Below are 13,763 nucleotides of genomic sequence, written 5' to 3'. Positions count from 1 at the left end.
TTGTCATGCTGGTCAAACCGCAACGCAAACATGGCCCGAAGGCCGAAATGAATGTCGTGCCTTACATCGACGTGATGCTGGTGCTGCTGGTGATTTTCATGGTGACGGCGCCGATGCTCACCCAAGGCGTGAAAATCGAGTTGCCGAAAGTCGCCAGCGAAGCGCTCGTCACCGACACCCGGCAGCGTATCGTGACGTTATCCGTCAAGGCGCAGGGCGGCTACTACTGGAACCTGGGCGACACCGTCGACACTCAGGCGCAGACCGATCAGGCCGCGAGCCTGGAGGACATGCAGGCGCGCATTGCTCAACTGGTGGCCGAGCGCAACGACACGCAAGTGTTCATCCGTGCGGATGATAAAGCCGATTACGGTCGTGTGGTCGCTGCCATGGCGGCTCTGCAACGCAGTGGCGTGGCGCAACTGGGGCTGGTGACCGAGGCGCCGCAATGAACACCCTGACCCTCGACTATCAGCCGCCGCGCCGCGAATGGGTGACCGGGCCCTGGCTGCGCCGCAATGGCCTCGCGGCGGCGTTCGCGCTGGCGTTGCATGGCGCACTGCTGAGCGGTCTGATGCTCGGCTGGAGCGCCCGGGAAAAACCGCCCGAACAGGTCAGAACCCTGACCACCCAATTACTGATTCTGCCGCCAGCGCCAGCGCCCGCACCTGAGCCAGTCGCGGTGGCGGCGGCACCGGTAACCGAGCCGGTGCAGGCGCCGTTACCCCCTGCACCGGCATCGTTGCCGGTCAGCAAACCGCTCGAAGCTGCGAAACCGCAGGCAGAGCCGCAGCGTCAACCTGAACAGGCTGCAGTGGCCCGCAAGCGCGTTGAAGAGCAAAAGCACGAGCGCGAGCGACTGCAGAATGCCCAACGCCTGCGCGAGGCCGAGCAGCGCAAGCAACAGGAACAGCAATTGTCCGCACAGCAACGTCAGCAGATCGAGCAGCAGCGTCAGGCTGAACAGGCACGCCAGTCCGCCGAGCGTGCCCGTCAGGCGCAGCAGTCAGCACAGCAACAGGCTGCCGCTGCCGACAGCAGCCAGTACCAGCCGCTGAGCAAGGAGGCCCCGGACTATCCCGAACGGGCACTGGACAAAGGCATCGAGGGTGATTGCACGGTGGTCTACGACGTGTCACCGCAAGGCACAGTGGTCAACCCGCAAGTGCAGGGTGCCTGCCACCCTTTGTTCATGCGCCCGTCACTGACCGCAGCGCAGACCTTTCGTTATCAGCCAAGGATCGTCGAGGGCAGGGCGGTGACAGTGTCCAGGGTGAAGAATACCTTTCACTACCGGATCAAGTAGGACTACCGTGTCTGGCAGGCAGTCTATCGAACTGTGCCCTGTATGGCCGGAAATGGCATCCGGATGAACGAGCAGGATTTTTTTCTGCTCTGCTTGACTTCCTTTTCCGAATCAGTAACATAGCGCTCATTCCGCGATAGCTCAGTTGGTAGAGCAAGTGACTGTTAATCACTGGGTCCCTGGTTCGAGTCCAGGTCGTGGAGCCAGACGATATTTCAAAGGCGATGTGTAAAGCCTTTGAACAAGAAAAAACCCGCCTAATGGCGGGTTTTTTCGTTTTGGCGCTAATGCAACGCGGCTTCAGCATTCCTGGCTCGCGGCGCCTCAATACGGCGAAATAGTCCCCAACAAACCCACCGCGATTGCCAACAATAAAAAACCTATCAAAGAAAGTCCGAGCTTGCCCATGAGCGTCTCCTGCTGATCGATCCGTCTGTAACGAGCCGCAGGCGCCGCTTCTGGCGGTTGGCCTGCGCGTTTGAAAGCGCTGCCATTATCGTGCTCATACAGATTCTGGTACAGATTCAGAAACGGCTTAAAAATACGGATCAGTTGCCTTTATGCAAGGCATGAAAACGCTCAGAACGACGCGATGATACGGCCCAGCATCGCCATGGCCTGCTCGCTGCGTTCGTCCCAGGGCGTGCCGTAGTTCAGACGCGCGCAATTCTTGAAGCGCTGTGACGCGGAAAAGATCGGGCCGGGTGCCAGGCTGATGCCCTGTGCTAGCGCGAGTTGAAAGAGCTGCAGCGAATCAACCTGCTCGGGGAGTTCGAACCACAGAAAGTAGCCGCCGACGGGGCGGGTGACGCGTGTCGCCGCCGGGAAATAGCGGGCGGCAGCGGCGAGCATCGCGCCTTGTTGCAGTTCGAGGGTGTCGCGCAGTTTACGCAGATGGCGGTCATAGCCACCGTGCTTGAGGTAGTCGGCGAGCGCGGCCTGGGCGGGGACCGAAGGGGAGAGGGTGGTCATGAGCTTGAGGCGGTCAATCTGCTCGGTGTAACGCCCGCCTGCCACCCAGCCGACCCGATAGCCGGGTGCGAGGGTTTTGGAAAACGAGCTGCAGTGCATCACCAGTCCGCTGCGGTCCAGGCTTTTCACCGGGTGAGGCGCCTTGGCGCCGTAATACAGTTCGGCGTACACATCGTCCTCGATCAACGGGATTTGATGCTGTTCCAGCAGGTCGTAGAGCCTGATCCTGTTTTCCTGAGTCATGCTCGCGCCCAATGGGTTCTGAAAGCTGCTCATGAACCAGCAAGCCTTGATCGGCAGGCGTGTCAGGCTGTCCTGCAGCGAGTCGAGGTCCACGCCGTCACGCGGATGCACGGGGATTTCGACGGCTTTCAGCTTCAGACGCTCCAGCACTTGAAGGCAGGCATAGAACGCCGGGGCTTCGATGGCGACCAGGTCGCCGGGCTCGGTGACGCACTGCAGGCACAGGTTCAGGGCTTCCATCGCACCATTGGTGATGACCAGTTCGTCCGCCGGCAAGCGCACGCCACTGATCATGTAGCGCAGGGCGATCTGTCGGCGCAGTTCGGGATTCCCGGTGGTCATGTCGCTGACGATGCCCGCAGGCGTCAGCGCACGCACAGCTGACGCCATTGACTTTGCCAGGCTCGCCAGCGGATACAGGTGCGGGCTGGGAAACGCCGAGCCGAACGGCACGGTGTCCGGGTCCTTGAGCGAGCCGAGCACTGAAAAGATCAGGTCGCTGACGCCCAGTTCGGTGCCTTCGCTGGTGTGTCTGATCAGTTCAGGCTCGGTCAGTGCATTGGCGGCATGCTCGCGCACGTAATACCCGGAGCGTGCGCGGGCCTGAATCAGTCCCTTGTCTTCCAGCATGTAATAGGCCTTGAAGACCGTCGCGGGGCTGACGGACCATGTGCGACTCGCGACGCGTACGGACGGGACTTTTTCCCCGGCGGGCAGGACGCCGCTGCGAATCATTTCCGAAATGTCGGCGGCGAATTTTTCGTAGCGTTTCATAAGCGGCTTCAAATGAGCAAGGCTGCATCATGAGCGAAACAGGTCATAACGAACAGAGACACAACAGCTGTAAAAAACAGTATCAGATGGCTTTTTTGCGTGTTTCAGGGTGTTGCGCCATCCGTCACTCAGGTCGTTCGGGGAGATGACTTGCCCTTGAATCACTCAAACGGATAGGTCTATGATGCCAGCGCCTTACGACCCATCGAAGGAAATAGACGTGTCCCGTTCCAACTGGCTGCCTACGCCGCCTTAGCGCTACGCCCCCCTCGCAACACCTGACTGCCTTCTTGCTGCAGTCGCCCGTTGCTGCGCCCGTTTTTTGGTCGCCGCCACTCCCACTCTGACTACTCAATCGAAAACCGATGCTCCTGCTCGTCCGGCAACTGCTGCCGTGCGTCTTGCTGCGTCTGTCACAGGTATTTCCATGCTCGAAAAAATCAAAGCTACGTGGTTTTCCAACGTTCGTGCCGATGTATTGGCCGGGCTGGTTGTTGCATTGGCCCTGATTCCAGAGGCCATCGCGTTCTCCATCATCACCGGAGTAGACCCGAAAGTCGGGCTTTACGCGTCGTTCTGTATCTGCGTGGTCATCGCTTTCGTGGGCGGACGCCCGGCGATGATTTCTGCAGCTACAGGTGCGATGGCCTTGCTGATGGTGAATCTGGTCAAAGAGCACGGGCTTCAGTATTTGCTGGCCGCCACCTTGCTCTGCGGCGTACTGCAGATCATCGCCGGCTATCTGCGCCTGGGTGAGTTGATGCGCTTCGTTTCACGCTCGGTGGTTACCGGGTTCGTGAATGCACTGGCGATTCTGATCTTCATGGCCCAGTTGCCGGAATTGACCCATGTGACCTGGCCGGTTTACGCGATGACCGCAGCGGGCCTGGCAATCATCTACCTGTTCCCGCGTGTGCCGGTGCTGGGCAAGCTGCTGCCTTCGCCGCTGGTGTGCATTCTGGTACTCACCGCAATTTCCATTTACATGGGGCTCGATGTACGAACCGTGGGTGACATGGGCGCAATGCCTGATAGCCTGCCGACCTTCATGTGGCCGGACGTCGCGCTCAATCTCGACACGCTGCTGATCATCCTGCCGTATTCCGCCGCGCTGGCCGTGGTGGGCCTGCTGGAGTCGATGATGACCGCGACCATCGTCGATGACCTGACCGATACCACCAGTGACCGAAACCGTGAGTGCAAAGGGCAGGGCATTGCCAATATCGCCACGGGTCTGATCGGCGGCATGGCTGGCTGCGCCATGATCGGCCAGTCGATGATAAACGTGAAGTCTGGAGGCAGAACACGTCTTTCAACCCTCAGCGCAGGTTTGCTGCTGTTGATCATGATGCTGTTTCTGGGCGAATGGCTGGCGCGTATCCCAATGGCGGCGCTGGTGGCGGTGATGATCATGGTGTCGATCAGTACCTTCAGTTGGGGATCGATCCGCAACCTCAAGGAATACCCGCTCTCGACCAACATCGTGATGGTGGTCACCGTGGTGGTGGTCGTGGCGACCCACAACCTTGCCTACGGTGTACTGGTCGGTTCTCTGCTTGCCTCAATGTTCTTTGCCAGCAAGATCGCTCACTTCCTTGACGTCACGTCGCACCGTGATCCCTTCCACAGCCATCGCACCTACTACGTAACCGGCCAGGTATTCTTCGCCTCCGCTGACCGTTTCATGGCCTCATTCGACTTGCGTGAAAGCCTCGAGACACTGGTCATCGATCTGCGCGAGGCGCATTTCTGGGACATCACCGCTGTGGCCGCACTGGACAAGGTGGTTTTGAAACTGAGAAAGGCAGGCATCAGCGTCGACGTTATCGGCATGAACCGGGCCACCGCCACGCTGGTGGACCGGTTTGGTGTGCATGACAAGCCGGACGGCATCGACTCGTTGATGGGGCACTGATCTGCGGGGCCGGGCAGGCAGGCTCAGCCCGGAATCTCCAGGCGGATGACGGATCCTCCGCCTGGCCTGTTGCGGACCTCGATAGTGCCGTCATGCTCAAGGCAAATGGCTCTGGCGATGGACAGGCCAAGGCCGCTGCCTCCCGAATAGCGCGCCCGCGAACGTTCGGCACGCCAGAAACGGTCGAAGACCTGTTCGAGGTTCTCCGAATCAAAGCCGGGGCCGCGGTCCGAGACGGTCAGTTCCATGCGCCCAGCGCTGGTTTTGCCGACAATCAGCAGCTCTCTGCCCATCGCCGAATAGCGCAGCGCGTTATCGACGAGAATATTCACCACCTGACCGATCCGGTCACGGTCGGCGTTGACGGTCAATTTCCGCGGGATATCGATCGTCACGGCGACACCTGCCTCATCGAGCGGCGTGGCAAACCAGCTCAGACGTTCGACCACCAGTTTCTCAAGGGAAAACTCCGTCTTGTCCAGGGTCAGCTGACCCGCGCTGGCGAGCGAGAGCAGGTGCAGATCACTCACCAGCTTGTTCAACTGGCCGAGCTGGCGGTGGACCATTTCCAGTTGTGCCAGGTCACGCGGGAACACTTCGTCGATCATGCCTTGTATGCGTCCCATGGCCGCATTCAGTGGCGTGCGCAACTCATGGGCAATCATGGCGCTGGATTCGCTGACTTCCAGTTCGTAACGGCCGAGCTGAGTGGTCATGGTGTTGAAGTCGCTGACCAGCGCCTGCAATTCGTCCGGGCCGTTGGTGCTCATCGGCAGGCGCGTCTTGAAGTCACCCTGGGCGACCTGACGTGCGCCCCTGGCAATCGAGGAGAACTGGCTGGAAAGCGGACGGGAAAACAGAAAGCCGAAGAATATGATGATTGGGATCGCGATCGACACCAGCGCTGCCAGCACCCACCATTCCTTGTTGGCAATGCCCGGCAGCAGGTTTTCGATCGGGTAATACTCGAAGAACAGTTCGCGCAGCTTGACCATGTCCAGAGTGGGCTCGGCCTGCAGCCGCAGGAACTCCATGCGCACGTCGGCCGGCATGGCCTGCAGGGTGAGCCAGTCAGAGACCGTGACGTGCAGCCACATGCAGAACGCGATGACGATGACCGCACCGACGGCGAGCATGCTCATGCGCATGCCGACCCAGTGCCACAACGGTTTTTGTCTGTGCCTGAAAAAATGTCGCATGAGGGTCACCTGAACCGATAGCCGACCGAACGGACGGTGACCAGCACGTTGTCCACGCCATGGATCTCCAGTTTGCGCCGCAGGTTATGCACATGCGCATCGACAACCCTGGCCAGCGCCTCGCTGTCGGGAAGGCAGATTTCCAGCAGTTCTTCGCGAGTGAAGGCCTTGGACGGCGTTTTCAGCAGCGTTGAGAGGATCTTGAACTCGGTAGGTGTCAGGTCGAGTACGGTCTCTGCGCCATCCTGACCTTCAATGATCGCGGTGACGGCATCCAGCTCCACCAGCAGGTTCTGGTAGCGCAAATGACGCTCGTTGTTGCCGTTCTGCTGGGAGCGCCGCAGAACCGCATGCACGCGGGCCACCACTTCCCGAGGGTTGTAGGGCTTGACCACGTAATCGTCGGCCCCATAGCGCAAGGCACCGAGTTTTTCCGGTTCGTCGCCCATGGCGGTGACCATGATCACCGGCGTGTCGCTGCAGCGCCGGACTGCCGACAGCACGTCCGTGCCACTGACAAGCGGCAGCATGACGTCCAGCAGAATCAGGTCGGGTTTCCACTGACGGTGCATATCGATACCGCGCTGACCGTTTTCGGCCAGCCCGACGTTGAAACCGTCACGACGCAGGTAAGCCTCGAGAATGCTGGCACTGTCGGCGTCGTCTTCAACGATAAGAATGCGTTTTCCTGACACGAGCGCGCCTCTTGATCAAATCTTGATAATTCACGAACGGTTTGTTGAAAGTCGACGTTCAGGATGCTGTCCAGAGCCCACTGTCGCGGACAGATCCTATGCCGATGAGTACACCGCTGTCCAAGCGTATCCGCAACCGCCGCCGGTATTGCCTGGCCATGCTGGCGAGCCTGGTTCTTTCGGGCTGCTCGTTGATACCGGCCTATCAGCGTCCAGCGTTGCCGGTCCCTGTCGATCAGGTGTCTGCTGTGGTCGCGGCTGCGAATACCTCCACAGTCGTCGTGCTCAGTGCCGACGAAGAAGCGCTGGCTGGCGAGTTATCGCCGAAGGGCGAGCTGCGCGGTCTGCTGCAATCGGCGCTGGCGTTCAATCGCGATTTTCGTGTGGCGGTGCTGCGTGTGGAGGAGGCCAGGGCAATGCGCGGCATTACCCGCGCCGATCGCTTTCCGACCCTTGCCGCAGGTGTCGAGCGCGATCGTCAGCACTTCGATAATGCGGCCGCCGACGAGCGTTATGGCCAGGACATTTCCATCGCGTCGGTGGGCGTCTCTGACTTCGAACTGGATTTCTTCGGGCGCGTGCGCAGCCTGTCGGAGGCGGCGCGGCACGATTATCTGGCCAGCACCTACGGCCAGCAGGCGGCACGCAGTGCACTGATTGCGGAAGTCGCCCGCGCCTGGCTGGCCGAGCGTCTGGCCGCTGCCGTGCAGCAGGATGCGCAGGCGGTTCACGAGGCACGGCTGATGCTGGTCAAGGCGGGCGAAGAGCAGCAGCGTCAAGGTGCGCTTTCGCTGGACGATCTGATGGCACAGCGCCTCGACACCCTGAGCGCGCAACAGCAGGTACAGGATGCGGCAAGCGATCACGCCAACGCGTCGCAGGCCTTGTTGTTGCTCACCGGCTATTCGACAGCGTTGCCCGCGACTAAGCCAGATACCCCTGCGCTGAGCGCCGCGCTGGTCGAGACGCCGGCCTGGCTGTCTAATCTGCCGTCTCAGCGCCTGCTGGAGCGTTTTGACATCCGTCAGCGCGAAGAAGCCCTCAAGGCCAGCAATGCCAACATCGGTGCTGCCCGTGCGGCGTTCTTTCCGTCGATAAAACTCAGTACCGGCGTGGGCTTGCAGAGCGACAGCCTGCGCACCTTGTTCAGCAACGGCAGCGGTGCCTGGCTGTTCACCCCGCAATTGAATCTGCCGCTGTTCGACGGCGGGCGTAATCAGGCCAACCTGGATCTTGCCAAGGTGCGTCAGCAGATCGCAGTGGCCGAGTATGAAAAGGCCGTGCAGAACGCTTTCCGTGAAATGTCCGCCGTGCTGACCCGCCGTCAGCAGGCCCTGAACCATGTCCGCAACGAGGTCGAGCGGGTTGCGCTGGTCCAGGAAAAAGTGCGGCGCCTGTCCTTTGAACTCAATGCGGGCGCCGTCGAGCGTACTGCATTGCTGGTTTCCACTCTCCGTATTGCCGAAGCCGACGCAGCCGCTCGCAAGTCTCTCGACGCGCTGCAGCAAAACCGCGTCGATCTGTTTCGAGTGCTGCACGGAGCAGAACCGACAACCCCACCCCAATCCTGAATGAAACCGGAGTATCCCCATGAGCCCTGCAATCTCTCGTACTCACCTGCGGTCTGCGCTGCTTAAACCTGTGCTGACCGTGTTGATCACCTCTGCGGCCATGACCCTGGCCGGTCAGGCCTGTGCCCAGGACAGCACCGCTGAAAGCCAGTCGATGCTGGGTGACCGGTTCAACGTCAATTTCGGGCTCGGCATGGCCGTGCTGCCGCGCTACATGGGGGCCGATGAATACCGCAGTCAGGTGGTGCCCATGCTGACGGTCCAGCGCGGCATCTTCTTCGCCGACACCACACGCGGTCTGGGGCTGCAATGGCAGTCGGATTCCGGGTTCGGCGCCAGCGCTGCACTCAATTACGATTTCGGTCGTACCGAGAAAAACAGCACGAATCGGCCTGGTTCCAACGAGCTGAGAGGGATGGGCACCGTCAAGGGCGCGACCGTTGGCGACTTCATGGTTTCTCAGCAACTCATGCCGTGGCTGTCCGTCAGTGCCGAGGCCGAACTGCGGGTGGCTGGCGAACAACGTGGCAATCGCTATCGGTTGGGCTTCGAGGGCATCGCTTATCACAGCCAGACCGATACGGTGACCCTCGACATCGATGCGCACGCCGGTGACGGTCGTTACAACCAGACCTATTTCGGCGTGAGCCCGATCCAGAGTCAGCGCACCGGCTTCTCCCGTTTCAACGCAGACAGCGGCATTTATGCGTACTCGGCGGCGCTCGCCTGGCAGCATACCTTCGACGCCCACTGGTCAACCGTCGCCAGCGTCGGGGTGACGCACTACACCGATCAGACCCGTGGCAGCCCACTGGTCGAGACCGATGCCGAAGGCAGTGGCCTGATTGCCTTGAATTACGCTTTCTGAAGGGTTGAAGCCTGCCATGCGATTGAATCCTGATGCGTTTCTGGCTCTACGGCGGTGTGTGTCACGCGCTTGCGGCGTCGTGCTGATCACCCTGATGATCGGTGGCTGCGGTGATAAACAGACGGCCAGTGCTCCGCCTGTCCGGGCAGTCAAGGTTGAGACGGTGCGGGCGGGAGAGGGCGCTGCGCTGCGCTTCATCGGCACCGTTCGACAGCAGGAGCGCGCCAGTCTGGCGTTTGAATCGGCAGGCACCCTGACAGAGCTGCGGGTCGACATTGGCGATAGCGTCAAGCCGGGCCAGGTGCTCGCCCGCCTTGATCCGCAGCCTGCGCAGTTGCGCCTGCAGGAGGCGCAGGCCGCCTTGCGGCTGGCTCGGGCTCAGGCGCTGGAGCGCCAGCGTAACTACCAGCGTCAGCAAAACCTGCTCGCAGCTGGCAGTGTCGCCCAGAGCGTGGTCGAGTCGGCCCAGTCGTCCAGTGAACAAGCCAGCGCCGAGCTGATCCGCACGCAAGCCGAGCTGGACCTGGCCCGTCGCGAACTGGATCGCACCCGGTTGATCGCACCCTTTGCCGGGCGCGTGGTGGCCCGTCATGCACAACCGCAGAGCTTGTTGCCCGCCGGGCAGGTGCTGCTGGATATCGAATCCGCCGCAGAGCAACAAGTGGTGGCGGCTGTTCCGTTGGCACTTGCCGAGTCGCTTGAGCCGGGCGACCTCGCCAGCGCCTCCAGCAGCGCAGACGGTACGGTAGGGTTTGATCTCGCCCTGGAAGGCATTTCGCCCCGAGCTGATGACGGGCTGGTCAGAACGGCTGTGTTCCGAGTGCTGCGACCTGCCGGCAGGCTGCCCAGTGGCGTCACGCTGCTTGTGCAAATGCATCCCGCTGCCGACGCACAAGCACTGTCGGTCCCGGTGCAAGCGTTATGGATGGGGACCAGCAGCCACCTTGCCGAAGTCTTCGTCTACCAGTCGGGAGGAACAGTCGCCGTCCGCTCTGTCACGCTGGGTACGGTCAGAGAAGGACGGGCAGTGGTCGTCAGCGGGCTAACCGCTGGTGAGCAAGTGGTCACTGCCGGCGCTGCTTTTCTGCAGGACGGTCAGCCCGTCACGCTATTTCATTCAGACACTCGCCTGAGCGGTGCCGCGCAATGAACCTTACTTCCCGCGCCATGGGCGCAAGCCGCCTGACCCTGTTTGCCGCCTTGCTGATTTTGCTGGCCGGTGTCGCGACTTTTTTGAGCTTTCCTTCTCAGGAAGAGCCGTCGGTGACCGTTCGCGACGCACTGGTCAGTGTGTCTCTGGAAGGGCTGTCCGCAGAGCGCACCGAGGAACTGCTCGCCAGGCCGCTCGAAGAGCGTATCCGTGAACTGGCCGAGATCAAGAACGTGCTCACCACGGTCCAGCCTGGCCGAGTGATCGTGCAGGTCACGGCGTATGACAACGTCAAGGATCTTGGGCTGCTGTGGCAACGGCTCCGGGCGAAGGTGAGCGAAACGAGCGGTGGTTTTCCGCTTGGCACCCAAGGGCCGTTTGTCGATGATGATTTCGGTCGCGTGGCCGTGGCTTCGGTCGCGCTGACCGCACCGGGTTTCACCATGAGCGAGATGCGCGGCCCGATCAAACGCTTGCGCAATCAGCTTTATGCGCTCAAGGGCGTCGATCAGGTCCAGCTATATGGTCTGCAGGATGAACGTATCTACCTCGATGTCGAGCACCAGACGCTGGCCGCCGCCGGACTTTCCCCGCAACAGCTGCTTCAGCAACTGCAAGCCCGCAACCTGATCGCGACAGGAGGCAACCCGGTCATCGGGCAGCAGAGCACCACGCTTTCGATCAGTGGCGAGGTGCTTTCGCTGGAGCAGCTTCGGCAGTTCCCGGTGCAGTTGCCCAATGGTCAGAAGGTCGCGTTGCAGAACCTGAGCCGGGTATCGGTGAGCCCTGTCGATCCGCCGGAAACCGAAGCGATCTACCAGGGACAGGATGCTGTGGTACTGGCGGTTTCGATGCAGCCAGGCCTCAATGTGCAAACCTTCGGTGAAGCCTTGCGCAAGCGACTCGGTGAGCTGGAGCAGCAACTTCCGACGGGCTTTACCTTGCACGTGGTGACCTTCCAGTCCAGCGTGGTCGAGCACGAGATGAGCAAGATGTATCACGTCATGGCCGAGACGGTGGTGATCGTGATGTGCGTGGTCATGCTATTTCTGGGCTGGCGCACCGGCCTGGTGGTCGGGGTGATTGTGCCCTTGACCATCCTCAGTACGCTGCTGGTCATGCGCGCACTGGGGATCGAGCTGCAGACGGTGTCGATTGCCGCGATCATCCTGGCGCTGGGCTTGCTGGTGGACAACGGCATTGTCATCGCCGAAGACATCGAGCGGCGCCTGCATGCGGGGGAGGATCGGCGAAGTGCCTGTGAGGAAGCAGGGCGCACCTTGATGATCCCTCTGCTGACTTCTTCACTGGTCATCGTGCTGGCGTTTTCGCCCTTCTTTCTGGGGCAGACCAGCACCAACGAATACCTGCGTTCGCTGGCGGTTGTGCTCGCCACGACGCTAATCAGCTCCTGGCTGCTCAGCGTCACGGTGACGCCTCTGTTGTGCTTTCACTTCGCCAGAGTGCCGGCCGTCAAAGCGTCGGCGGATGAGGCCGATGAGTATGCCTCGGTGTTCTACCGTGGCTATCGCAAGGTCATCGAGGGGTTGCTGAATCACTCGCTGCTCTTCATCGCCTGCATGATGGGTTTGCTGGCGTTGGCGGTCGTGGTGCTGACCCGGGTGCCGTACGATTTTCTGCCGAAGTCAGACCGCATGCAGTTCCAGATTCCGCTGGTGCTGGAGCCCGGCAGCAGCTCGCGAGACACGTCGCGAGCGGTGCGTGATATCAGCCAGTGGCTGAGCAGCGATCAGGATGTGGAACACAGTATTGGCTATGTCGCCAGTGGCGGGCCGCGGATCGTGCTTGGACTCAATCCCCCGTTGCCGGCGCCGAATATCGCCTATTTCACTGTCAGCGTGCGCGAGGGTGCCGACCTCGATGCGGTGATCGAGCGCACACGGCAGTTTATCCTCGCGCAGCACCCCGAAATCGAAGCGCAGCCCAAACGATTCTCGATGGGCACCACCGAGGCGGGGATTGCGGTCTACCGGGTCATCGGTCTTGATGAGGAAGTGTTGCGCGGTATTGCCCGACAGATCGAGCAGGCGTTGTCGGCGTTGCCTGGAACCCTGGACGTGCACGATGACTGGCGGACCCGATTGCTGCGTTACGACGTTGTCGTCGATCCGTACAAGGCCCTGCAGGCCGGTGTCGCCACTCAGGACATCGCCCAGGCCCTGCAACTGAGAAACAGCGGGCTGTCCGTGTCGTCGCTGCAGGATGGCGATACTGCTGTCGCCATTGTGGCACGCGAGCAGAGCACGCTGAGCAAACCGGGCAATGATCTGGACAGCACATTGATTTATCCGGCTTCCGGGGGCGCGCCGTTGATGTTGTCGGCCATTGCCAATGTCGAGCCCAGGGCCGAGGCATCGACCCTCCAGCGGCGTAATCTGCAACGCGCGATCACGGTGGTCGGACACAATCCGTCAATGACAGCGACCTCGATCGTCGAGCAGTTGGCACCGCAGATAGCTGCAATCAGCCTGCCGGCGGGTTACCACATCGAACCGGGTGGCGAAATAGAAGACTCGGCCGAGGCCAATCAGGCGCTGTTGCAGTACATGCCACACGCGCTGGTCGCGATGCTGCTGTTGTTCGTCTGGCAGTTCAATTCGTTCCGCAAGCTGCTGATCGTCATCTCCAGCGTACCCTTCGTGCTGATCGGTGTGGCGCTGGCATTGGTGCTCACCGGCTATCCGTTCGGCTTCATGGCCACTTTCGGGCTGCTGTCGCTGGCCGGCATCATCGTCAACAACGCCGTGCTGCTGCTCGAACGTATCGAGGTTGAACGCGAGCACGGCCTGGCGGTGCGCGACGCAGTGGTCCATGCCGCGATCAAGCGCTTGCGGCCGATCGTGATGACCAAACTGACCTGCATCATCGGGCTGGTGCCGCTGATGCTGTTTGCCGGTCCGCTCTGGGAGGGCATGGCGATCACCATCATGGGTGGCCTGGCGTTGGGTACGCTGGTGACACTGGGCCTGATTCCGATCCTCTATGCGCTGCTGTTCGACCGCTTCGAGCGCTGGCGCAAGGCGAGCTGAACCATGACGGCCGGTACGTG

Annotated in this window: 10 protein-coding genes and 1 tRNA gene; 8 read left to right on the top strand and 3 right to left on the bottom strand. The window is 61.1% G+C overall.

Annotated features, from left to right (window positions below):
- Positions 1 to 5 precede the first annotated feature (5 nt).
- The 3 genes from tolR to P406_RS03410 all read left to right on the top strand — a co-directional run bounded on the left by tolR (position 6) and on the right by P406_RS03410 (position 1,512).
- Entirely contained in the window at positions 6 to 452 is a 447-nt protein-coding gene (gene tolR / locus P406_RS03420) for a protein TolR (RefSeq protein ID WP_046235338.1), read from the top strand.
- Entirely contained in the window at positions 449 to 1,306 is an 858-nt protein-coding gene (locus tag P406_RS03415; protein ID WP_046235337.1) for an energy transducer TonB, read from the top strand. The genes tolR and P406_RS03415 overlap by 4 nt, the downstream gene beginning before the upstream one ends.
- 130 nt (positions 1,307 to 1,436) lie before the next feature.
- Positions 1,437 to 1,512, top strand: a tRNA-Asn gene (locus P406_RS03410).
- A 373-nt stretch (positions 1,513 to 1,885) separates the two neighbouring features.
- On the opposite strand, the gene mapR is transcribed toward P406_RS03410, so the two are convergent.
- A complete protein-coding gene (gene mapR, locus P406_RS03405; RefSeq protein ID WP_046235336.1) occupies positions 1,886 to 3,295 on the bottom strand; it encodes a GntR family transcriptional regulator MpaR in 1,410 nt (469 codons plus the stop codon).
- 427 nt (positions 3,296 to 3,722) lie between these two features.
- On the opposite strand from mapR, the gene P406_RS03400 reads away from it, so the two are divergent.
- Entirely contained in the window at positions 3,723 to 5,210 is a 1,488-nt protein-coding gene (locus P406_RS03400) for a SulP family inorganic anion transporter (protein WP_003411446.1), read from the top strand.
- Between the two features lie 23 nt (positions 5,211 to 5,233).
- Here P406_RS03400 and P406_RS03395 read toward each other — a convergent pair whose 3' ends face one another.
- Entirely contained in the window at positions 5,234 to 6,409 is a 1,176-nt protein-coding gene (locus P406_RS03395; protein ID WP_046235335.1) for a sensor histidine kinase, read from the bottom strand.
- A gap of 5 nt (positions 6,410 to 6,414) precedes the next feature.
- The gene (locus P406_RS03390) at positions 6,415 to 7,104 is read right to left on the bottom strand and encodes a response regulator (RefSeq protein WP_003411441.1); all 690 of its coding nucleotides are present in this window, start codon (positions 7,102 to 7,104) and stop codon (positions 6,415 to 6,417) included.
- A gap of 98 nt (positions 7,105 to 7,202) precedes the next feature.
- Between P406_RS03390 and P406_RS03385 the strand changes: the two genes are divergently transcribed.
- Genes P406_RS03385 through P406_RS03370 form a run of 4 tightly spaced genes read left to right on the top strand, consistent with a single transcriptional unit; the run spans position 7,203 to position 13,743 of the window.
- Positions 7,203 to 8,675 carry an efflux transporter outer membrane subunit gene (locus tag P406_RS03385; RefSeq protein WP_046235334.1) on the top strand — a complete coding sequence of 491 codons (1,473 nt, stop codon included), beginning with the start codon at positions 7,203 to 7,205 and terminating at the stop codon, positions 8,673 to 8,675.
- Between the two features lie 19 nt (positions 8,676 to 8,694).
- Positions 8,695 to 9,543, top strand: a complete 849-nt coding sequence (locus tag P406_RS03380; RefSeq protein ID WP_003411437.1) for a MipA/OmpV family protein — start codon at positions 8,695 to 8,697, stop codon at positions 9,541 to 9,543.
- Between the two features lie 16 nt (positions 9,544 to 9,559).
- A complete protein-coding gene (locus tag P406_RS03375) occupies positions 9,560 to 10,693 on the top strand; it encodes an efflux RND transporter periplasmic adaptor subunit (RefSeq protein ID WP_046235333.1) in 1,134 nt (377 codons plus the stop codon).
- A complete protein-coding gene (locus P406_RS03370) occupies positions 10,690 to 13,743 on the top strand; it encodes an efflux RND transporter permease subunit (protein ID WP_046235332.1) in 3,054 nt (1,017 codons plus the stop codon). Before P406_RS03375 ends, P406_RS03370 begins: the two co-directional genes overlap by 4 nt.
- Positions 13,744 to 13,763 lie beyond the last annotated feature (20 nt).

Origin of the sequence: Pseudomonas syringae pv. coryli str. NCPPB 4273 (assembly GCF_000972175.1) — a bacterium.
In the GTDB taxonomy this organism is placed as follows: Bacteria; Pseudomonadota; Gammaproteobacteria; order Pseudomonadales; family Pseudomonadaceae; genus Aquipseudomonas; species Aquipseudomonas syringae.
Note: the sequence above shows the minus strand (reverse complement) of the source record. Positions and strands in the feature narration are given on the sequence as shown.